The organism is Halomonas sp. M4R1S46 (genome assembly GCF_025725685.1).
Classification (GTDB): Bacteria; Pseudomonadota; Gammaproteobacteria; order Pseudomonadales; family Halomonadaceae; genus Halomonas.
In genome coordinates, this window is sequence record NZ_CP107008.1 from 697,256 (window position 1) to 717,705 (window position 20,450).

Genomic DNA, 20,450 nt, shown 5'->3' on the forward strand with positions numbered 1-20,450 from the left:
ATCATTCGCCGCCCAACCAGCCCGGAGGCCAGGCCCCGCGTGAGCGAGACGCCATCGTCCATCGAAGCGCCCGATGCCCCGCCGGGGAGCGGCGGCGCCGCGGCCGAGCCCAGTGCGGCGGAGCAGAGCGCGGCGGTGCTCGGCCGGCTGTTCGACGAGCCGATCACCCAGCTGCCCGAGGATCTCTACATCCCGCCGGAGGCCCTGCGGGTCTTCCTCGAGGCCTTCGAGGGGCCGCTGGACCTGTTGCTCTACCTGATCCGGCGGCAGAACCTGGATATCCTGGCCATCGACGTGGCCGCCATCACCCGCCAGTACATCGAGTACGTGGAGCTGATGAAGGCCATGGAGATCGAGCTGGCCGGCGAGTACCTGCTGATGGCGGCGATGCTCGCCGAGATCAAGTCGCGGACCCTGCTGCCCAAGCCGCCCAAGGAGGGCGGCGACGACGAGGAGGAGGACCCGCGGGCCGAGCTGATCCGGCGCCTGCAGGAGTACGAGCGGCTCAAGAATGCCGCGGAGGCGCTGGCCGAGCTGCCGCGGCTGGGCCGCGACTGGTTCCCGGCCCGGGCGGCGCTGCCGCCCCTGGAGTCGCGGGTGGTGCACCCGGACGTGGAACTCGACGAGCTGCTGGGGGCGCTGGCCGGCATCCTGCGCCGCGCCGAGCTCAACCAGGCCCACCAGGTCAGCCGCGAGGTGCTGTCGACCCGGGAGCGTATGCTGGCGATCATGGAGCGCCTGCATCACGAGCACTACACCCCCTTCGAGGCGCTGTTCCGCCTCGAGGAAGGCCGCTCCGGGGTGGTCGTCACCTTCATGGCGATCCTCGAGCTGGCCAAGGAGGCGATGATCGAGATCGTGCAGAACGCGCCGCTCTCGCCGATCCATGTGCGGGCCCGGGTGGCCGCGGAGGAGGAGGGCGACGAGGGGGCGGCGTTCGACGACACCGGCGAGGAGGGCGAGAGCGCCTTCGCGCCGCAGGACGACGATGGGAGCGAGCCGCCATGACCGCCATGGAATTCCCCGATGCCCTGGACGAGATCCTCGAGGCCGCCCTGCTGGCGTCCGGCGAACCGCTCTCGCTGGAGCGCCTCGAGGCGCTCTTCGACGACCACGAGCGCCCGCCGCGGCGGGCGCTGCGGGAGGCCCTGGGACGGGTCGAGGTGCGCCACGAGCGCGGCGCCATGGAGCTGCTCGAGACCGCCTCGGGCTACCAGCTGCGCATCCGGCCGCGGCTCTCGCCCTGGGTGTCGCGGCTGTGGGATGAGCGCCCGCAGCGCTACTCCCGGGCGCTGCTCGAGACCCTGGCGCTGATCGCCTATCGCCAGCCGGTGACCCGCGGCGACATCGAGGAGGTGCGCGGCGTCACGGTGAGTGGCTCGATCATGCGCACCCTGGTCGACCGCGGCTGGGTGCGGGTGGTGGGGCATCGGGACGTGCCGGGCCGCCCGGCGGTCTATGCCACCACCCGGGCCTTTCTCGACGACTTCGGCCTCAAGACCCTCGACGAGCTGCCGCCGATGCACGAACTCAAGGGCTTCGATGCCCCCGAGGAGGGCCTCGAGGATGCGCCGCCGCCGCCCCAGCACGAGCTGCTGTCCCAGGCGGATGCCCCGCCGGACGCGCCGGAGGAACCGGGCGAGACGCCGGCGGCGGACGATCCACCAGACGACACGGCGTCGCCCGAGAGCGGCGACGCCGTGGCCACGGAGGCCCAGGAGGCCGCCGCGGCCAGCGAGACGACGGCCGGGACGGCCGACGATTCCCACGCCGGGACGGCGTCAGCACGGACGGGCCTGAGCTTTGCCGACCTCGAGGCTCGCCTGTCCGAACGTGCCCGGGGCCGCGTCGACGATGACGCTGCCGCGGGGACGGAATCCACTACCAGCGAGACAGACGACTGATGAGCACCACCACCGAGAAACTGCAGAAGGTCCTGGCCCGGGCGGGCCTGGGGTCGCGCCGCGAGATGGAAGCCGCCATCGCCGATGGGCGGGTCAAGGTCAATGGCCAGGTGGCGACCCTGGGCGATCGCATCGAGAGCCGCGACCGGGTGGCCCTCGATGACCGGCCGGTGACCCTGCGGGCCGCCGACGAGGTGCCGCGCCGGGTGATCATGTACAACAAGCCCGAAGGCGAGCTGTGCACCCGCAAGGATCCCGAGGGGCGCCGCACCGTCTTCGACCGGCTGCCACGCCTCAAGGGCGAGCGCTGGATCGCCATCGGCCGGCTGGACATCAACACCAGCGGCCTGCTGCTGTTCACCACCGACGGCGAGCTGGCCAACCGCCTGATGCACCCCTCCACCCAGATCGAGCGCGAGTACGCCGTCCGGGTGATGGGCGCGGTCAAGCCGGATCAGGTCAAGGCCATGGTCGAGGGGGTGATGCTCGACGATGGCCCGGCCCGCTTCACCGATGTCCAGGAGTTCGGCGGCGAGGGCATCAATACCTGGTTCCACGTGGTGATCATGGAAGGCCGCAACCGCGAGGTGCGCCGGCTGTGGGAGTCCCAGGGGCTGACGGTCAGCCGCCTCAAGCGGGTGCGCTACGGTAATATCTTCCTCGACAAGCGCGCCAAGGCCAGCGAGTGGGTGGAGCTTAGCCAGGACGAGATCGACGACCTGGCCGAGATGGCCGGGCTGCCGCCGCGCAAGGTGCCGGAGCTGACGCCCGACGAGAAGAACCGCTGGAGTCGCGACAAGCACAAGCGCCGGCCGGTGCAGGCGATGCGCAAGCCCAAGGCACGTCGTTAGGGGGCTGTTGCGCCCCGGCCGGGGGAGGCGGGTGCCGGAAGGCAAAAAAGTCCTTGCCAGGCCGGGGGCATATCCGTATTATCTGCACCCGTTCGGACGGGTCGTTAGCTCAGTTGGTAGAGCAGTTGGCTTTTAACCAATTGGTCGTAGGTTCGAATCCTACACGACCCACCATCCGAGCCTGTATGCTTGCCTGCAAGCACTGGGTCGTTAGCTCAGTTGGTAGAGCAGTTGGCTTTTAACCAATTGGTCGTAGGTTCGAATCCTACACGACCCACCAGACATAGGTTTCTGGACTTCCCAAGAAGCACCAGAAACCCAGCAAGAAAGGGCCTTCGGGCCCTTTTTTGTTGCCTGCCGTTCCCGTGCCTGCCCTTGACATCCTGCATGCTACGGGGGCATATCTGGGGGCAGAACCCTGCCCGGCCCGGGAGGTGCCCCCACCATGTCGACCCTGCGCCAGCTCAACAAGCTGACCGCCACCGCCGTCCGCAACGCCAAGCCCCGCGAGAAGACGTACCGCCTGGCTGACGGTGGGGGCATGTACCTGGAAATCACGCCAGCTGGGGGCATGTACTGGCGGCTGAAGTACCGCCACCATGGCAAGGAGAAGCGCCTGGCGATCGGCGTCTATGGCGAGGGTGCCGGCAAGGTGTCGCTCGCCCAGGCCCGCAATGCCCGCGACGAGGCCAAGGAGATGCTGGCGCAGGGACTGGACCCCAGCACCGCCAAGCGGCTCGCCAAGGAGCAGGGCAGGGCGGACGCCGATAACACCTTCAAGGCCGTGGCCACCGAGTGGCTGGAGCACATCCACAAGCATGAGGTGGTGCCCGCCCACTACGACCGCAACAAGCGCCGCCTCGAGCGCGACATCTTCCCCACCCTGGGCCACCGGCCGGTCGGCGAGATCTCTCCTCCCGAGCTGCTGGACTGCCTGCGTAAGGTCGAGAAGCGGGGGCACCTGGAGACCGCCTCGAGGATCAAGACCGTCTGCGGCCAGGTGTTCCGCTACGCCATCTCGACCGGCAAGGCCCGGCGCGACCCCGCGGCCGACCTGCGTGGCACCCTGCGGCGCGCCAGGACCCGGCACTTCGCCGCCGTCACCGATCCCAAGGAGATTCCCGCCTTGCTGCGGGCCATCGACGGCTATGGGGGCACGCCGGTGGTGGTGGCCGCCCTCAACCTGTCGCCCCTGGTCTTCGTCCGTCCGGGTGAGCTGCGCCACGCCAAGTGGGCCGACTTCGACCTGGAGGCGGCGACCTGGTCCTTCCAGCCCAGCAAGAAGGCCGACCCCCTGATAGTGCCGTTGCCCAGCCAGGCGGTGGAGATCCTGCGCGACCTGCAGGGCCTCACCGGCCGCGGCGACTACGTGTTCCCCAACATCCGCGACAGCAAGCGCCCGATGAGTGACAGCACCATCGGCGCCGCCCTGGACACCATCGGCTACAAGAACCGGATGACCGCCCACGGCTTCCGGGCCATGGCCAGGACCGTGCTCGCTGAGCGCCTCGGCTACCCCGAGCAGTACATCGAGCAGCAGCTGGCGCACAAGGTCCGTGACGCCAACGGCCGAGCCTACAACCGGACCAAGTACCTGGAGCAGCGCCGGGAGATGCTGCAGAGCTGGGCCGACTACCTGGACGCCATGCGCGATGGCGCCGGCAATGTGGTGCCGATCCGGGGGGGAGCGTGAAGAAAGAGTACGGACTGCTGGCGCCTGTTATCGCCAAGCTGGAGAGCTGGACCTCGGAGGATGCCATACACGCCTATCACGAGTGGCTCGAGGATGGAGGAAGCTTTGAGGCCGTCTCCAACCCTGTTATCCAGTGGCATGTATGGCACGAAGATCTGCCGTGTCTTCGAGAACGATATGAGCGAGGGGATTCGCTGGCGCTACTAAAGGCGGTGGAACGCTGCGCCGTGATAGGCCTGCCCTTTCCAACCTGGTGTAGAGAGGCGTACCTAAAGTCCTGGCGCAAGGCCTCTCAGTATGAGTGCCGCACACTGGATGAGGCATTCGATTACGACATGAAGGGCATTAACCTTGCGAGGGCTAGAGAACGCTTCCTTCTCTCCGTGAAAGTCGCCAGTGAAGTGAGGCGTATGCTCAATTCCGGTAATACGGTGGAAAAGGCGCTTGGGGTTGTCGCTGAGCAAAACGACATCTCATTTTCGCGCGCTCGCGAGTGGTATTACGAATTGCGCGATGACCCGAGTGTTGCCCACCTTCTTCCAGGAAAATCCGAAATCCCCCGGAAAGACTGAGCGCACCGCCCCCACCATCCTTAGCCATGCCCATAAGCAACCAAGGAGCACCCTGGCATGGCTGGCAACGATACCCCCACCAAGCGCCTGATCAAGCGCCCCGAGGTTCGTGAGAAGACCTCCCTCAGTGACAGCGAACTGTATCGGCAGATGGCGGCCGGGACCTTCCCACGCGCCATTCGCCTGACCCCGAACGGCAGAGCGGTCGCCTGGCTCGAGTCCGAGGTAGATGCCTGGATCGAGAGCCGCCTGGTAGACCGCGAGGGGGTGGCCTGATGTTGACCGCTGACCCTACCCCCGGCTATGCTCCAACCGTCACGGCAAAATCCGTGACCCGGTTTGGCGACCGGAAATATCCAAGGCGCACCAGCGCCCTCCGCGAAACAGGCGCTTTTTTCATGCCTGCACTTCGCGAATATGGCGGCTGTGCGTGGGAGACCCTCGGGTCTGCCGGTTCCCTTGGATGCCGGTTCGCCAACCTGCGTACAGCCGCCCCCAATCACTGTTTGGCGACAGTCGGGGACGGTTCCATCATCCAAGGAGCCCTACCCATGAACAACCCCACCCGCAATCCGTCTGCGCGCGCCGCTGCCCACCGGGCCATGGCGAGAGCCGCCCTGTTCAGCGACACCAGCGCCAGCACCCGCCTGAAGCGTTACAACCACCACATCACCAAGGCCCGCGCCCTGGAAGCCCCTGCCGGCCAAGGGGAGGCATCATGAGCGCCTTCAACGTCTACCTGGCCCGAACTACCACTGAGATCGAGATCCACGCCCCAAGCTGGCGCGAGGCCCTCTACCGTGCGGGGCGGCCTGATGCGTGCATTGTTGCGCGACTTGGCCCCGGGAAGTTCGAGGCGATCTTCAATCCTGACGCCCCCACAACCATCGGCTGCCGTGCCCGGTGCGCGTCCGATGCGGAGGCGCTTCGCTGGACGCTTGCGAGCGTCGCCCACCAGGTAGCCCAGAGGGAAGCCGCCCGCCGCGCCCTGGCCGAATTTGCCGACGGCGTCGAACCGGGCACCTACCAGCCGGCCGGCAAAAGGGGGCAATCATGAGCCACCTGACCCGTGACAACAGCAAGGCCGAGGACATCGAGGAGATTGTCTCGGCCATCCACGGCATCGCCCGCCTGGTCAACGAGGACCTGGCGCGCAAGCCCTCTGCGAACACCCAGCCCTTCCTCGGCGAAACCGAGCTCGGTGACTTGATGCTCGCCGTCGAGCACCTGTGCTCCTATGCCGAGGGCATTGCCGAGGACATTGGGGAGGGCAAGTCATGACCCCGACCGACATCACCATGGACATCGGCGCCACCGGCCTGGTGGATGCCATCGATCGCACCCGCTATGCCATGGCCAAGCAGGTACCGAGTGTTGCGGATGAGCTGGCCACCAACTATGGCCCGCTGGTGCTCACTGCCCACGAACAAGCCGACCTGCGGATATTCCTCGACGAGATGCTCCGTCGCCGGATGGGGATCCTGGAGGCGCAGCTATGACGACCCCGCAATCGACAGCGCCCCGCCGGCAGGGCGGGGCACCTAAAGCGAGTTTTGGAAGGGCTCCACAGCAGTCTAGCGCGCTCGGCGCCGACGTGCACCGGCTGCTGGCGCGACTGGACAAGGTGAAGACCAACGGCCCGGAGCGCTGGCTGGCCTGCTGCCCTGCGCACGACGACCGCTCACCGAGCCTGGCCATCCGTGAGACCGAGGACGGCACGATCCTGGTGAAGTGCTTCACCGGCTGCCCGACCGCTGATGTGTTGGCCGCCGTGGGCATGGAGATGTACGAGCTATTCCCCAGGCGCGACAACGATGCCTTCCGCGCCAGCAAGCGCCCCGGGGAGCGATGGGTGCCCCGGGACGTGCTGGCCGCCATCGCCCGCGAGGCGTTGGTGGTCATGCTGGCAGCTGAGGCGGTCCACGCCGGCCGGCCCCTGGAGCGTGTCGACCTGGCTCGTCTGGCCAAGGCGTCCGGCCGGCTGCGTGGAGCTGCTGAGGAGGTGGGTTGCCATGTCTGAACACGATGCGGGAATCAGCTGGCTCGATAGGCAGGCGGCCACGGCGACGCGGCTGCGGCCAGCTCCCAGCGATGGGCCACCCACGCCCCCAGCCACCGCCTACGAGGCGACCGCCGCCGAGCTCCAGCTGAACCCCATCAGCCTGGGTGACTTCCTGAGCCTGGACATTCCACCGCGAACCATGCTGCTGGCGCCCTGGCTGCCTACCAGCGGCCTGGCCATGGTCTATGCGCCTCGAGGCATCGGCAAGACCTGGTTTGCGATGTATGCGGGCTATGCCGTGGCCGCGGGGGGATCGTTCCTCGGCTGGGAGGCGCCAGCACCGGCGCCCGTGCTCTACCTGGACGGCGAGATGCCGGCTATCGCGCTTCAGGAGCGGTTCGCGAGCATCATCCAGAGCACGGAGTACGAGGCGGCGCCCGAGGCCCTGCAGCTGCTGACCCCTGACCTCCAGCCCAAGGGGATGCCGGATCTCTCGACCCTCGAGGGGCAGCTGGCGCTGGAGCCCTTCACCGATCCCGCCCGCCTGATCGTGGTGGACAACATCTCCACTCTCTGCCGGACCGGCAAAGAGAACGAGGGGGAGAGCTGGTTGATGGTGCAGGAGTGGGCGCTGCGCATGCGGGCCCAGGGCAAGACCGTGCTCTTCGTCCACCACGCCGGCAAGGGCGGCCAGCAGCGGGGCACCAGCCGCCGCGAGGACGTGCTGGATACCGTCATCGCGCTCCGCTATCCGAAGGGTGAGGACGAGGATGCCCAGGGCGCCAAGTTCGAGCTGCATTTCGAGAAGAACCGCGGCTTCTATGGCGAGGACGCCAAGGGGCGCGAGATCGAGCTGGTGAGCGCTCCCAGCGGGGCCACCACCTGGTCCTGGCTCCCGCTGCAGGAGAGCACCTATCAGCGAGTCGTCGACCTGCTCAATGAAGGGCTGAGCCCGACCGAGGCGGCCCGGGAGCTGGACATCCACAAGAGCACCGCCACCCGGTACCGAAAGCGCGCCGACCGCGATGGCCTGCTGGCCAAGAAGTCAGGGGGTGAGTCATGAGCGATCGCCCAGAGTTGCACGTTGCACCCCCTAGGGGATGCAACCCGCAACTTTCCCAAGAAGAGGGGGCAACTTTTCCCCCGTCCGATGCAACCGGTCATGCAACCGGCAGCCTGAAAGCCTTGGCTGACAAGCGGTTGCGGGAGATAGAAAGCAACCGGGCGTGCAACTCGCCTGCAACCGAGGGGCCTGAAAGCGTGCAACTTTCGGCCGACTCGGCGACCCCTGAAGTTGCACCCGAGGCAGGACCCGAGACCGTGAGCCGGATGGACTGGTTGGAGTGGGTCACGGCCCGGGTACCGCTGGTGCGTGAGGATCGGGAATACGTTTGGTCCCGCCTGGCCACACTGCCGCCCCATGCCATGGAGCGGGCGGCCAAACGATACGTCCAGACCTGGGCCGAGGCCGCTGCGGCCGAGCCGAAGCCCCACCGGAAGGAGAACGCCGGGCGACGTGCCGCGAACCACACCCTCCTGGCCTTGATCCAGCCGAAGTGCTGGCGCTGGAAGCAAGAGCACCGTAGGCCGTGAGCAACCAGGAGTCTGAACCATAATCCATACCCCTATCACGCCTGCCGTTGCCTACCGCTGACCCGATCGACCTGGCGGTGTGTGCATGGACACACCGCGCATCAACGACTGGCTGGACTCCGAGCTCGTGCAGATCAGTCGCAAGGAGGCGGCCCTGCCAGCGGCCGTTTCCTTGCCTGAACTGGGCGATGGCAACGGCCTACCGTGGGATCTCGACGAGCTGCCCGACATCGATCTGATCACCCGGGACGGCGAGGTGTGGGCAAGGGGTACGCAAATTGCTCACGCCTTGGGCTACCACTGGCTGCCCCAGGGCCACCGACCATGTGAAGACGATGGGGCTGATCATCACGCGTCACGAACCCAACGGGATCGGCTGACACCCGCCCCACTGACCACCCCGAGCCACACCATGAGGAATTGACTCGACACCTTGGGCCCGCTGGTCCCGGCGCTGAACAACACTCGGCTTCGCTCACTCACGCTCTCGGCGGGGAGCCTTATCATTCCTGCGCCCTGTGGATAACTATGGCGAAGTTCACAATATTTTGTGCCATTTGTGGAAGATATGCGCATATGTGCTATAAACAAGGGAGGCTGTATATATGGACAGGTAACGTATGGGGCATCCGCTAAACCTTCCACCTCGTGGCAAGCAGATGAAGCCAACCCGCCACCGACGGCGTGAGCTGTACGACATGCTCGAACGGATGGCCAACGAAGGTGATCCCCACGCCGTTGGCTGGCTCCTGTTCCTCAGTGAGCCGGTACCGAGATCTGCAGCGAAGTAATACTGGAACACGCTATCCATCGCTTTCATCGCATCCGGTGCTGGCGCGAACTGAAACAGGAGGGTCAATGGCCGATCTCGAGAAAACCGTCGCAATCATCTTCGAGGGCGTGGACCGGATGGGGGACGGGGTGAACTCCGCCACCCGCAAGATCGATGGCCTCGCCGGCAGTGTTCAGAGCGCTACCCAGCCGCTGGCGGATGCCACGATCGGCCTCGCCAAGTTCGAGGGCGCCCTGATCGCCGGTGGCGCCGCCGCCACAGCCTTCGCCGTGAAGTTGGCCGGTGACTTCGACACGCAGTTCCGCGAGATCGCCACGCTGATTGGCCAGCCAAGCGAGGCGCTGGGCGACTTTCGCGAGGAACTGCTGGCCTATGGGCGCGAGTCCAGCCAATCACTCGACCAGGTCAACTCGGCGGTCTACAGCGCCATCTCGGCGGGCATCGATTACACCGACTCCCTCGAGGCGGTGCGACAGGCCGAGCAGCTGGCCATTGCCGGTAAGGCCAACCTCGGGGAATCCCTGACGGTGCTGGTGTCCTCGCTCAACGCCTATGGCGTGGGCATGGAGGAGGCCGAGCGCTTCTCCGACCTGCTGTTCCAGACTGTGCGCAGCGGCCAGACTACGCTCCCCGAGCTGGGGAGCTCGCTGGCCAATGTGACAGGCCTGGCGGCCACCGCCGGCGTCAGCTTCGATGAGCTGCTCTCGGCCGTGGCCACGCTCACCGCCACCGGCTCCAGCACCAGCGAGGCCATCACGCAGGTTCGCGGGGCCATCTCCAACATCCTCAAGCCGACCAGCCAGGCAAAGGATCTGGCGGCGGATCTCGGCCTCGAGTTCAATGCCACTGCCCTGGAGTCGAAGGGCTTCGCCGGCTTCATGGAAGACGTAGGCGAGGCCACCGGGGGCAGCACGGAGAAGATGTCACTGCTGTTCGGTGACGTGAACGCCTTGAACGGGGCCCTGACGCTGACCGGCTTGGGGGCCGAGAAGTTTGCGGAGACCATCCTCGATATGGCGGGCAGTGCTGGCGCTACGGCCGATGCCTACGGGGAGATGACCGAAGCCATCGACAACGGCAGCCAGCGGATCCAGAACGCTATCAAGGCCGCCTTCGTCGGGTTCGGGACGCCGCTGCTGGACGAGTTCGGCAGCGTTCAGGACGCCATCGCCGCCATCTTCAATGCCATCGGCGCCTCGATCGAGTCGGGCCAGCTGTCCGGCTTCGTGGATCTCCTCGAGAAGGAGTTCCAGGGTCTCGAAAAAACCTTCCAGGAGGTGGCGCAGAATCTCCCGGATGCTCTCGAGCAGGCCGACTTCTCCAGCTTCTTCGATGGCATCGAGGCCCTACAAGATGCGGTCAGCAACCTCTTCGATGGCGCCGACCTGAGCAGTACCGACGGACTGGTCTCGGTGATCGAGACGCTGGGCCTGGGGTTCGAGGCGCTTTCCCAGTACGTGGCTGGCGCTATCGAGGGCATTGGCCCCTTCCTCCGCCAGCTGGCCGACCTGACGCAGTTTTTCCTGGAGCTGGACCCGGCGGTGTTCGCGGCGGCCGGTACCATCGGCGGGTTATCGATCGCTATCAACACCCTGGCGACCGCGGCGTTGACCACGACCGGCGCCGTTCGCGGGCTCGCCGGGTCGGGGGGCGTGATCGCCAAGGGCACGCCAATCCTCAAGGGCATGGTCAGCGTTCTCACCGGCCCCCTCGGCCTGGCGGCGGCCGCCGCCGCGGTGGGCACCGCTGTTTACAAGGCCGGCGAGCAGTTCGTCGACCTCAATCGCGACCTGAAGGAAAGCCGCCGCGCCCACTCCGATCTGGCGGAGGCGGTCCGCGAGGGCAGGCAGGTATGGGACTACGCCATCGGCGACTACGTGGCCGCTGGTGAAGCCCAGGTGACCCTGCAGGACCGGGTCAACGCCAGCCAGGAATCCCTGGCCGACTGGGTGCGCAGCCTGGGGGAGACCTCGACGGAGACCGAGCGGAATGAGCGGGCTCTACGATCAGCTGCCGCCCAGTACACCAACTGGGATCGTGTAGTCGAGGAAGCCTCGAAGAGCAGCGAGTCGTTCAACCTGGCGCAGGAAAAAAACGCCGATATTCTTCGCGATGTGCTCGAGGCCATCGGCCCCCTCGAGGATGGCTGGAAACGGGTGGCTGATGGTGTCTACGAGAACGTCATCAACACCGCAGAGCTTGAAAATGCCTACCAGAAGGTAGCAGACGCCTTCGATGAGGGGCTGATCTCCGAAGAGCAGTTCAAGAACCTGACGGACTACTACGAGACCCTCAAATCCGGGGCTGACGCCGGTGTAGAAGGCAACAAGGACCTCGCCGATGCTGCGCTGAAAACCGAAAAGGCGATCCTCGAGGAGCGCAAGGCGGTCCTGGCGACCGAACAGGCGCTCGAGGAGATGGCCAGCAACGAGAACATCAAGGCCATGGAGTTCACCGCCGAGATCAAGGTGGCCGAGGCCGAGGCCGAGGCGCGCAAGGTCGAGGCAGTATTCAACAGCATAGGGACCGCCGTCGAGTCGACGGGGGAAACCCTGTCGTCGATGTTCGGCACCTTGGGTCAGTTCGACTCACGCACCTCCAGCGGTTTCCGGGAGCTGGAGGACATCGTCCAGGACGAAGCGAAGCGCCGCGACAAGCTGATCAACTCGCAAACCAAGCACCTGGATGCCATGACCGACAACCTGAAGGCCAGGACGGAGGCCCTCCGGAATGGCGACGGGCTGGTCAAGATCGACTCCACCGGCCTGGAGCCGGCGCTGGAGATGATCCTCTGGGAGATCCTCGAGAAGATCCAGCTACGCGCCAACGCCGAGGGCCAGGAGTTCCTGCTCGGCCTCAACTCAGGATCGAGCGTATGAGCAAGAAAACGCCCCTCCAGGGGGGGCTGGGTGACTCTGGCGCTGAAGACAAGCCGGCCGGGTATTGGCAGCTGGTGACGAAGCTGGCCGTCGCGAACCTGGCCGAGAAGAAGCATCGCCGCCAGCGGCTGGCGCACCTGGAAGCCCTGCGCGCCCTGGTGAAGGACCCGAGGGGAGTGGACTGCCCTGAAATCGAGGCCGCTGGGCGGGCGCTGGCTGAGGCGCCGGAGGTGGCGATTCTGGAGCCATTCAATGCCTTTTCTGCTGCGGTGGCGGCTCGGGCCCGCGAAACAACAGACCTGGGGGAGGGGCAGGCACTGAGTCACCTGTCCACGCGCGTGATGGAGGAGATGACCGCCTTGAGTGAGGCCATTGATGCGCAGCTGGCGGCCAGCAATGAAGCGGCCCTTATTCGGGCTCAGGCGCTTCGCTTGATGGAAGAGCAGAAGAAGGGGCCGGGGGTGCTTCATTGAGCGCGGCTGCGAGCATCTCGCTACTAGCCGGGGGCATGGTACATGTGCCACCCGCCGCTCTGCTGGCGCCTGAACGCCCCGGCCTCCTGGGCCAGCCGCGCCCTCGAACGAAAGCAAGGGGGAGGGGGTATTGATGCCGACCAGCATGATCATCGAACTGGGCGAACGCGAGGCCGCCGCCCGCGCCCGCCGCGACTATCACCACCAGCGCTTCGACCGGGTGCTGGACAACCTCAAGGCGCTGGGCGCCCGATCCCCGGGCGTGTCCTGTCCGAAAGTCCAGGCCGCCGGCCTGGCGCTGTCGAAGGCCTCCCGTGGCGAGGTGCAAAAACCCTTCATGGCCTTCGCTGACGCGCTGCTCGAGTACGCCCGCACCGAACCTGAAAAAGACCAGGGGGAGGGGGTGACGCGTCTGGCCAGCCGGGCCATGGGCCATATGCGCGAACTGGCACACCACGTTGACCATGAGGTCACGGCGCAGCGAGAGCTCCAGTTATTCGCGCACTTGCATGAGCAGGCGCGCCAGCAGCTGGGTGAGGCGTCCCAGCCGCGAGGGGCGGGGGCATGAGCGCCACCGCGCCCCAATCCCTGACGGCGGCGGCTGGTGCGTGTCAGCGGCAGAGCGCCGAGCTGGCGCTGGGCGCTCCGGCAGCGTCCTCGCGCGCTCGCCAGGCTTCAGCCGGCAGAAAATCGCGGGTCCTTCTGGCGGCCCCTACCCCGTCCACGGGGACGCAGAGTCCCGGAGTTCGACAAAATTTCGGTGCCCCTGGGTGCTCCACCGCAGGTGGCAGCAAGCCCAGGCATGGCGCGGGATCTGAGCTGTACGAGCTGAGCATGGCGGCACGAGGATCGGCCGCCTCGATGTACAGGTGAAGGAGGAGCGCCGCTGGCGCTGACAGGCAGACGATGGGCGAGGTGATCGGACGCGAACAGGCCTACCACTGGTCGATCAGCCGCATCGCCGAAGCGATCGGTCGCGACCGGCGCACGGTGGCGACGCTGATCAAGGATGCCGGGATCCCGCCGGCCGGTACCCGTCGCGGGAATCCCGTGTACCGGCTGGGTGATGTGGTCGACGCGATAAGCACCGACCGCCGCCCCGCCGCCAGTGGTATCGACATAAACGACCTGATGCCGCAGGACCGCAAGGCCTGGTACCAGTCGGAGAACGAGCGGGTGAAGCTGGAGCGCGAGCTGCGCCACCTGGTGCCGGTGGACGATGTCCAGCGAGAGATGGCCGCCCTGGCCAAGGCCATGGCCTCCAGCCTCGACAGCCTGGCCGACATGCTCGAGCGGGATGCCGGGCTGCCGCCGGAGGCGATTGAGATGGTCGAGCGTGTGACCGACGCCATTCGCGAGCAGATGTACCGCGCGATCATCGAAAACGACGACGAAGACGCCGCCGCGGAAGCGTGACGGCCACCGCCGGCGCCGCCGGCCAACGAGAAGGAGAGCAGCACCATGACCACTGCGACGAAAAGTAAGGCGCCGGCCGCGGCGGAAAGCTGGAGCACCTGGCTCGAGCAGCTCGACCAACTCCAGGAGGAGCGCGCCGAGATCACAGGCCTGGGCGAGGCCCGCAAGATGCTGGAGCGCGCCAAGATGGGCGTCCAGTATGTCATCCGCCTGGCCGATCACTACCACTACCCGGGCCGCTTCAAGCATTCCAGTGCCGAAGACGACACCGAGGTTCTGCTGGAACTGATGAGGCATATCCGCGCCGATACAAGTCGCGCCCTTCAGGCGACGAACTGGCACGACCAATCGGCGGAGCGCCAGGCCTACATCAAGGATCTGGACGCCCGAGCGAAGCGGGCCGCCGCCAACTTGCAGAAGGCGGCCGAAGAAGCCGCAGAGCTGGAGCATGCCCGCGGGGAAGTCGATCAGCGTCTCGAGGATCTGGAGGCCAAGGCGCCGAAGGCCTCGGCAACCAGCCTGGCCGCCCTGCGCAAGGAGCGCGACGCCGCCACCGCCGAGCGTGACCGGATCGCCAAGTCGCTGGGCAACATGACAGCGGATGACAGCCCGCTGGCGCTGGCGCGGGAAGCCGAGCAAACCGCCCAGGAACGCCTCGATGAAGCGGAGGCACTGCTGGCCATGGGTGAGGCCAATGACGAGGACGTGAAGGCCGCGAAGAGCGAGGCGGACAAGGCCCACAAGGCGCTGGAGGCGCGTCAGGCCGACCACCGCAGCCAGGATGCCGCCCGGCGCGGCATGTCGCGCAAGCTGGAGCAGGTCGACAGTCGCCTGGAAACCCTGAGCCGGGCCTATCGCCAGGCGCTGGGGCGTGTGCGGCATGCCGACCTGGCGGCGCTCGAAGGCGAGATTGTCGAGGAGATCGAGCGCATCGCCCAGCAACGCCTCCAGGCCCTGGCCGCGATCTATGCCGACCTGGAGGAGGCCGAGCCGGGCAACTCATACGGCCCCGCTCGCCTCGAGGTGAAACTGCCCCACCTCCACCACCACCGGGAGGCCGACATGCTCAACGGCCACGGCCTGACGATCACCGCCTATGGGCGGGAGGAGTGACCCATGCCCAATTCAAGCCCATATCGCAGTGCCGCCTATCGCAAGGCAGCGCGCGCCGCGGCCTTCAGCCGCATCAAGGCGGAGGAAGAGCGCACGCCGGAGCGCATCGAGGAAGATCTGGCCGCCGCTCGCCAGAGAGTCGAGGAGCTGGAGCGGGAGCTGGCAGACGCCAAGCACAAAGATGAGGAGCCAGTGGAGGCCCGGCTAGACATCAATCGCATCTATGCCCGGCAGAATGGCCGGAAGGGGGAGCGGGCATGATCGTCACCCGACCCCGCGGAGCCATCGTTACCAACCCCGCTCGGCGCACCGCGGCCGAGCTGGACCAGCCAAACCTCCGCTACGCGGCACCGCTGGACCGGTGCCGGCAGCACCAGGTGGAACTCTATACCCGCGGCGGCCGCCGCTTTGCCCGGTTGTTCGGCGAAGACCGCGAAGCCCTCCAGGCGCGTGCCGATCGCTGGCGCGCGCATATCTCGCCCAGCCTCGAGCAGCGCTGGCCAGAATCCTGACCGTGGCTGGTTCCAGGGTGCCCGGGTCTCGTCAGCCCGGGCTTGGGGTCACCATATCGGTGGCCCCTTTTTTCACCGTCGACCGCTGCCCCGCTGTAGGGCGCCGCCGAACGCTACCGCGCCAGCCTGCGTAATGGGCAACCACCATCGGAGGCCGTGCCATGCCGATGATCAATGAAGAGATCACCCGCCACCCTGTGGAGTACCGCCGTGAGCGCCTCGAGGAGGAGCGAGACCGTCTGGAGCGGCGCCTGACCTGGGCAGTGAATCGCAAGGAGGCCAGGCAGGTCGAGCGCCTGACCCGGCAGCTGGCCGAGATCGATCGGGAACTGGAGCGGCCACCCGAGGACCTGGAGGGGCGGGGCCGGGCGACATCGCTTCGCCGGCAGTACGGCGCGGAGTTGTGTGACGCCCTTGGGTGGCACTGATGACTGCCGAGGCCCCGAGCTCCCTCCTCCTGCGCGGCGCCCCGGTGCCTGATGACCTCTGGGACCCGGCAGACTGCCGCGCGCTGTGGATCGCCGCCCTGGAGATGTACCTGCGCGACGCGATCGCCGCGGCCAAGGGGAGCGAACACAGGGAGGCGGTAGCGGCCCTTCACGACCTGATGGGCGGCTGGAGATGCTGGCGCGGCTGTGCGAGCCCCTGGGGCTGGAGGTGGAGTCAGTCGCCGAGGGCATGAGGGCCAGGGCCTACTCCTGAGCCTTGTTCGTGGCCTTGTCGCGCTCGTTCATCTCGGTGACAGCCCGGTGGACGTCATCCTCTTGTGTGGCTTGGACCCACCCACCCAGGACGCCGATGAAGATGATGATGCTGGCCACCAGGTAGGCCCACCAAGGGCCGGGCCAGTCGCGCCACAGCCCGAAGGCGATGGGGATGATCACCGCCGCTGTGAGGCACCAGCCTGCCGCCGCGTTCTTCTGCTGATCGAGTTTGTTCTCTGCCATGTCTCGCTCCCTGCGCTGAGTGGCTTTCAGTCTAGCCTAGCGAGGCTCGATGAATTCGCGGGTCCTTCTGGAGGCCCCGCCGCCGTCATGACCGGATGCGGGGCTGGCGCTGGGTGCCGGAGTTATAGCCAGTTAGCCCAGTGGCGCTCGCTGATCAGATGAATGTCGCGGCCATCGCGGCGCAACTCCACGGCGTGCTGGATCTTGCGTCCGTAGTTCGACTGGGCCCAGTCATCGCTGCCCAAGTTGCCGATAACAACGAAGTGGGTGGCGCGGCTGGGGCTTTTCTGGGGCTGTCCGCCGCGCTGCACGATCTCGGCCTCGCACTCGCGGCGCGTACCAGTGACGAAGCGCCCGGTCAGCACGAAGTTAGAACCTTCGAATACGACATCCGGCACCGGGTCGCAAAGGGGTAGGGCAGTGGATTGCCGGCTGGAGCTGGAGCCGCCTTGGGTGGAGCCACCGCCAGTATAGTCGAGCAGCAGTCCGATCAGTTCGCCCTCTTCCTCGGCATCCAGAACGCCATCGCCGAGCATTTCCTCGAGGCGAGGGAAGAGCACGTTGAAAGGCCAGACGGCCAGGGCCTCGGGACGCTCTCCAAGCCACTGGAGCAGGTATTCGGCCTCGGCCTGGTTGACCGAGCCATCGGCGAGCATCCCGCGGGCCAGCCCGCACAGCTCATTGGCATCCCGGGTGGTGTTCCTGGCCATGCTGAGCCGGCGCGTGACCGGCTGGCCGTGGTGGTCGAGTTGGATAGGCATGGGACTCTCCCTTGTTATGGTTCCCTGCGGGCCGTGGGCCCGCAAGGTAGTTTGGCAAAGGGAGGTGAGGTCTGCCCGTACTGGTGCCCAGGAGCCGCGGGGAGGGGTACCCGTTTCGGGTACGCTTTCCAGGTGGTCCTCGCCGTCGCTATGGCCGGAGGTAGCTGCTGGCGCTGTTTGTTGATGTGTTCAGCTGGGATCAGGACCCGACTCAATTCAGCGGTCTATGGCCGCGACGTTGTAGAAGATCCTGCCATCGGGGGCCTTCCGCCAGATGCGCCCCTCAGGCCATGTGCCGTCCTTCCGCTTGTGGTCGATCGCTGAGCGCGAGTAGCCGTAGAGCTCCGCCAGCTTGTTCCGAAGAACCCATTTGTTCTGTGCCATCGTTGCCCCCTAGTGCCGTGCTTCAACACATCAATCATGACAACCCGCCGCACCTCCTCCAGACTCCCGCTACGCTTTCCAGATGGTCACGCCAACACCATGGCCGTAGGTGGTACTGGCAGTACGGGTGCCGAGCGCTCGCTAACAGGTAGACCTCTAGGAGGGGGAGGTATGTCCACCGGGAAACTGATGTCCCTGGAGGAGTGGCGGAAGGCTCGGTTTGCAGGCGAGCCGCCAGCCATGTCGACCATTCGCAAGTGGTGTCGGGAAGGCCACGTGCCTTCGAAGAAGATCGGGGGTAGCTGGTTCATCGATCTGGATGCTGAAGCGCGACAGACAGGGAATCCCTTGGCCGATGCCGTGCTGAATGGGGAACGGAGGATCGACTAAGCCGCGGTCACGGGCGAATCGGCAGGTATACGGGAGGTCGGGATGAAAGAAGCAGGCAACACTACCACTGAGCAGCCGCCACTGCGCTTCCTGAAGGTACGCGACGTGTGCGACAAGATCGCGGTGTCGCGTTCTCGGCTCTACGAGCTGCTGATCGAAGATGAGGACTTCCCGAAGCCGTTCAAGGACAGTGACAGCCGCCAGGCGCCCAACTACTGGGTTGAGCACGAGATCGAGGAGTGGATGCGTCGGCGCATGGAGAGGGCAAGACGTCGGTAGCTGGGCGCCGTTGAGCGCTTGTCTCGACGCCTGGATAAGATCGAATCAGAGATCGGCGCCGTCCCAGCCCCGCCGGGGAGCGCACCGGCGGGCTTTTTCGTCTGGCCCGGTGCTGGCGCCTCGAGAACATCAAATCGGGGGTCTGGGGCTGGTGACCGCGCGTGCCCGGGTGACCGGGGGCCGAGGCGGTCAGATTGACTGCCTCGGGAGGCTGGCGCCCGTGTGCGCGTGACACGACGTGTGGGCAAGGGGGCCCCAAATTGGGGATGCCTTGGGCCCCGCGCGCCCTGGTACTGAGCCCAGATTTCGGCCGAGTGGGTGATCTCGTCTTTATGGGGGCATATCTGGGGGCATGTTGCTGGCGCTGATACCGGAGAATCCGGTAACGGTAAGGCATGGTTGGCAGATTTCCGGTGGATACACGACCCACCAGATCGCCAATGAAGCGCCCTCCCTTCTTGAAGGTGAGGGCGCTTTGTTTATAGGGGGGCCATTTCACCGCTCGCCGATTTGTTCAGCGCTTCCCTAATGCTCCAGCCGTACCCGGCGGAGGTTGTAGTCGCCTCCATGATTCACCAGCGTGAAGCCCTGGAAGCCTTGGCGCAGGCGTCGGTCGTGTGCCTGAAGCACACGCTGGCCATCCACCAAGACTTGCATGTTCCCGCTCTCGTGGCGGGTCCAGCTCAGCCTATGGAAACGGCCATCCTCGAGGTCGAGCGTGCCCTCACTGCTGGCGATCACCTCGCCCCCCTCGGCCGTCATCCGTACCAGGCTGAGCCCGGGTCGTGAGCCGGGATTGTAGACCAGGCGGTAGCCGCCGCCGGGCTGGTTACCCTGGAACAGCCCCAGTTCCAGGCTGCCCGGCCGCTGGTAGGAGGCCAGTTCCAGCTCCAGTTTGAAGGCATTGTCGACCGGTGCATGGACGAAAATCCGGGCCGCGTCCCCGAACTCGACCTCCACCGCCTCCGACGATGCCGCGTCTGGCGTCAGCCCGCCCGCCTGCTCGAGGATCAACTGGAGCATCGCCAGGCCGATCTCCTCCGGTCGTTCCGGGCGGAGCGTCGGTGAGGCGGGGGTGGTCACCTGCGGTTTCTCCACGATGCTGCGTAACCCGCCATCATCGATGTCGAAGCGTCCGCTGAGCACGGTCCAGGGAGGATCGCGCCGGAAATCGCCGTCACCGAAGGCGTCGTCCAGGGCGACCCGGCTTGCCGGTGTCGGTTCCGGGTCGGGTGGCACCGTGGCCGCCGGCTCCCGGCCCGTCTGCCGTAATCGAGCCAGCAGTGCCGTCGTCGGTTGACCATCCTGGGCCAGGCCCACCGTGCCCTGGTAATCGCGAATCGCATTGCGGCTGCGAGTTCCCATCAGGCCGTCCACCGGGCCGGCCTCGTAGCCGAGCCGGTTGAGTTCACGCTGGACTTCGGCCACCAGCTGTCGGCCGGACAGACCCTCGGAGGGAGGCGATGGTTCGGGCGCGATCCCTGACTGTGACGCCCGCGGCTGCCAGGCACGGGCTGCCTGTTGGGCCTCGCTGATCTGTTGCGCGGTCATCCGCGCCGCCACTGCATCCCGCGCAGCGGTGGCATGTCGGTGGCCGCGAGCCGCGGCCAGGTTGTACCACTTGTGCGCCTCCACGAAGTCCTGGAGCGTCCCTTGGCCGGCCTCGTGCATTTGCCCCAGCATGTACTGGGCGTCGGCATCGCCGGTGGTGGCAAGCTGATCGAACATCTGCAAGGCCTGGCGGTACTCCTGCCGCTCGTAGCTCCGCAGGGCGTCGGTGTAGGTGTCATCGGCACTGGTCAGTGCGATGTGACCGAACAGGAAGAGCAGGAACACGAATCCCTTGAGGATGGTCACGGGGGCGCCTCCAGTGAACGGAGTCTTCGGC

27 protein-coding genes and 2 tRNA genes are annotated in these 20,450 nt (G+C 66.4%); 25 read left to right on the plus strand and 4 right to left on the minus strand.

Annotation, left to right across the window (positions count from 1 at the left end; genetic code table 11):
- Window positions 1-39 precede the first annotated feature (39 nt).
- The 23 genes from OCT48_RS03245 to OCT48_RS03355 all read left to right on the plus strand — a co-directional run bounded on the left by OCT48_RS03245 (window position 40) and on the right by OCT48_RS03355 (window position 16,229).
- Window positions 40-1,008: a segregation and condensation protein A gene (locus tag OCT48_RS03245; protein WP_263591314.1), complete on the plus strand. Its 969-nt coding sequence runs from the start codon at window positions 40-42 to the stop codon at window positions 1,006-1,008.
- Entirely contained in the window at window positions 1,005-1,904 is a 900-nt protein-coding gene (gene scpB / locus OCT48_RS03250) for an SMC-Scp complex subunit ScpB (RefSeq protein WP_263591315.1), read from the plus strand. The genes OCT48_RS03245 and scpB overlap by 4 nt, the downstream gene beginning before the upstream one ends.
- On the plus strand, window positions 1,904-2,755 hold the full coding sequence (gene rluB / locus OCT48_RS03255) for a 23S rRNA pseudouridine(2605) synthase RluB (protein ID WP_263591316.1): 852 nt from the start codon (window positions 1,904-1,906) through the stop codon (window positions 2,753-2,755). Before scpB ends, rluB begins: the two co-directional genes overlap by 1 nt.
- A gap of 98 nt (window positions 2,756-2,853) precedes the next feature.
- A tRNA-Lys gene (locus tag OCT48_RS03260) sits at window positions 2,854-2,929 on the plus strand.
- A gap of 30 nt (window positions 2,930-2,959) precedes the next feature.
- Window positions 2,960-3,035: transfer RNA gene (locus OCT48_RS03265), tRNA-Lys, on the plus strand.
- A 165-nt stretch (window positions 3,036-3,200) separates the two neighbouring features.
- A complete protein-coding gene (locus OCT48_RS03270) occupies window positions 3,201-4,448 on the plus strand; it encodes a tyrosine-type recombinase/integrase (RefSeq protein WP_263591317.1) in 1,248 nt (415 codons plus the stop codon).
- Window positions 4,445-5,020, plus strand: a complete 576-nt coding sequence (locus OCT48_RS03275; RefSeq protein ID WP_263591318.1) for a hypothetical protein — start codon at window positions 4,445-4,447, stop codon at window positions 5,018-5,020. Before OCT48_RS03270 ends, OCT48_RS03275 begins: the two co-directional genes overlap by 4 nt.
- Window positions 5,021-5,077: 57 nt before the next feature.
- Window positions 5,078-5,296: a helix-turn-helix transcriptional regulator gene (locus OCT48_RS03280; RefSeq protein WP_263591319.1), complete on the plus strand. Its 219-nt coding sequence runs from the start codon at window positions 5,078-5,080 to the stop codon at window positions 5,294-5,296.
- A 275-nt stretch (window positions 5,297-5,571) separates the two neighbouring features.
- Window positions 5,572-5,742 (plus strand): hypothetical protein, encoded by a 171-nt coding sequence (locus OCT48_RS03285; protein WP_263591320.1) that lies wholly within the window; start codon window positions 5,572-5,574, stop codon window positions 5,740-5,742.
- Window positions 5,739-6,077 (plus strand): hypothetical protein, encoded by a 339-nt coding sequence (locus OCT48_RS03290; RefSeq protein ID WP_263591321.1) that lies wholly within the window; start codon window positions 5,739-5,741, stop codon window positions 6,075-6,077. Before OCT48_RS03285 ends, OCT48_RS03290 begins: the two co-directional genes overlap by 4 nt.
- On the plus strand, window positions 6,074-6,301 hold the full coding sequence (locus OCT48_RS03295) for a hypothetical protein (RefSeq protein ID WP_263591322.1): 228 nt from the start codon (window positions 6,074-6,076) through the stop codon (window positions 6,299-6,301). The genes OCT48_RS03290 and OCT48_RS03295 overlap by 4 nt, the downstream gene beginning before the upstream one ends.
- On the plus strand, window positions 6,298-6,519 hold the full coding sequence (locus tag OCT48_RS03300) for a hypothetical protein (protein ID WP_263591323.1): 222 nt from the start codon (window positions 6,298-6,300) through the stop codon (window positions 6,517-6,519). The genes OCT48_RS03295 and OCT48_RS03300 overlap by 4 nt, the downstream gene beginning before the upstream one ends.
- A 125-nt stretch (window positions 6,520-6,644) precedes the next feature.
- On the plus strand, window positions 6,645-7,040 hold the full coding sequence (locus OCT48_RS03305) for a hypothetical protein (protein WP_263591324.1): 396 nt from the start codon (window positions 6,645-6,647) through the stop codon (window positions 7,038-7,040).
- Complete coding sequence (locus OCT48_RS03310; RefSeq protein ID WP_263591325.1) at window positions 7,033-8,085, plus strand: AAA family ATPase; 1,053 nt, start codon at window positions 7,033-7,035, stop codon at window positions 8,083-8,085. The genes OCT48_RS03305 and OCT48_RS03310 overlap by 8 nt, the downstream gene beginning before the upstream one ends.
- A gap of 615 nt (window positions 8,086-8,700) precedes the next feature.
- Window positions 8,701-9,039 carry a hypothetical protein gene (locus OCT48_RS03315; protein WP_263591326.1) on the plus strand — a complete coding sequence of 113 codons (339 nt, stop codon included), beginning with the start codon at window positions 8,701-8,703 and terminating at the stop codon, window positions 9,037-9,039.
- Between the two features lie 434 nt (window positions 9,040-9,473).
- Window positions 9,474-12,287 (plus strand): phage tail tape measure protein, encoded by a 2,814-nt coding sequence (locus OCT48_RS03320; RefSeq protein WP_263591327.1) that lies wholly within the window; start codon window positions 9,474-9,476, stop codon window positions 12,285-12,287.
- Window positions 12,284-12,760, plus strand: coding sequence for a hypothetical protein (locus tag OCT48_RS03325; protein WP_263591328.1), 477 nt, complete (start codon window positions 12,284-12,286; stop codon window positions 12,758-12,760). The genes OCT48_RS03320 and OCT48_RS03325 overlap by 4 nt, the downstream gene beginning before the upstream one ends.
- A 133-nt stretch (window positions 12,761-12,893) precedes the next feature.
- On the plus strand, window positions 12,894-13,328 hold the full coding sequence (locus OCT48_RS03330) for a hypothetical protein (RefSeq protein WP_263591329.1): 435 nt from the start codon (window positions 12,894-12,896) through the stop codon (window positions 13,326-13,328).
- A gap of 338 nt (window positions 13,329-13,666) precedes the next feature.
- Complete coding sequence (locus tag OCT48_RS03335; RefSeq protein WP_263591330.1) at window positions 13,667-14,176, plus strand: DUF1441 family protein; 510 nt, start codon at window positions 13,667-13,669, stop codon at window positions 14,174-14,176.
- 45 nt (window positions 14,177-14,221) lie between these two features.
- Window positions 14,222-15,289 carry a hypothetical protein gene (locus tag OCT48_RS03340; RefSeq protein ID WP_263591331.1) on the plus strand — a complete coding sequence of 356 codons (1,068 nt, stop codon included), beginning with the start codon at window positions 14,222-14,224 and terminating at the stop codon, window positions 15,287-15,289.
- Between the two features lie 3 nt (window positions 15,290-15,292).
- Window positions 15,293-15,550: a hypothetical protein gene (locus OCT48_RS03345; protein ID WP_263591332.1), complete on the plus strand. Its 258-nt coding sequence runs from the start codon at window positions 15,293-15,295 to the stop codon at window positions 15,548-15,550.
- On the plus strand, window positions 15,547-15,801 hold the full coding sequence (locus OCT48_RS03350) for a hypothetical protein (RefSeq protein ID WP_263591333.1): 255 nt from the start codon (window positions 15,547-15,549) through the stop codon (window positions 15,799-15,801). The genes OCT48_RS03345 and OCT48_RS03350 overlap by 4 nt, the downstream gene beginning before the upstream one ends.
- Before the next feature lie 161 nt (window positions 15,802-15,962).
- Complete coding sequence (locus tag OCT48_RS03355; protein ID WP_263591334.1) at window positions 15,963-16,229, plus strand: hypothetical protein; 267 nt, start codon at window positions 15,963-15,965, stop codon at window positions 16,227-16,229.
- A gap of 264 nt (window positions 16,230-16,493) precedes the next feature.
- Here OCT48_RS03355 and OCT48_RS03360 read toward each other — a convergent pair whose 3' ends face one another.
- The 3 genes from OCT48_RS03360 to xisR form a co-directional block, all read right to left on the minus strand.
- Window positions 16,494-16,748, minus strand: a complete 255-nt coding sequence (locus tag OCT48_RS03360) for a hypothetical protein (protein ID WP_263591335.1) — start codon at window positions 16,746-16,748, stop codon at window positions 16,494-16,496.
- 122 nt (window positions 16,749-16,870) lie between these two features.
- Window positions 16,871-17,509 carry a BRCT domain-containing protein gene (locus OCT48_RS03365; RefSeq protein ID WP_263591336.1) on the minus strand — a complete coding sequence of 213 codons (639 nt, stop codon included), beginning with the start codon at window positions 17,507-17,509 and terminating at the stop codon, window positions 16,871-16,873.
- Window positions 17,510-17,725: 216 nt separating this feature from the next.
- Window positions 17,726-17,893 (minus strand): excisionase family protein, encoded by a 168-nt coding sequence (xisR, locus tag OCT48_RS03370; RefSeq protein ID WP_263591337.1) that lies wholly within the window; start codon window positions 17,891-17,893, stop codon window positions 17,726-17,728.
- A 171-nt stretch (window positions 17,894-18,064) separates the two neighbouring features.
- Between xisR and OCT48_RS03375 the strand changes: the two genes are divergently transcribed.
- Both OCT48_RS03375 and OCT48_RS03380 read left to right on the plus strand, forming a co-directional pair.
- Window positions 18,065-18,283, plus strand: coding sequence for an excisionase (locus tag OCT48_RS03375; RefSeq protein ID WP_263591338.1), 219 nt, complete (start codon window positions 18,065-18,067; stop codon window positions 18,281-18,283).
- Between the two features lie 42 nt (window positions 18,284-18,325).
- On the plus strand, window positions 18,326-18,562 hold the full coding sequence (locus tag OCT48_RS03380; RefSeq protein ID WP_263591339.1) for a helix-turn-helix transcriptional regulator: 237 nt from the start codon (window positions 18,326-18,328) through the stop codon (window positions 18,560-18,562).
- A gap of 525 nt (window positions 18,563-19,087) precedes the next feature.
- Here OCT48_RS03380 and OCT48_RS03385 read toward each other — a convergent pair.
- Window positions 19,088-20,419 (minus strand): peptidoglycan-binding protein, encoded by a 1,332-nt coding sequence (locus OCT48_RS03385; protein WP_263591340.1) that lies wholly within the window; start codon window positions 20,417-20,419, stop codon window positions 19,088-19,090.
- Window positions 20,420-20,450: the final 31 nt, after the last annotated feature.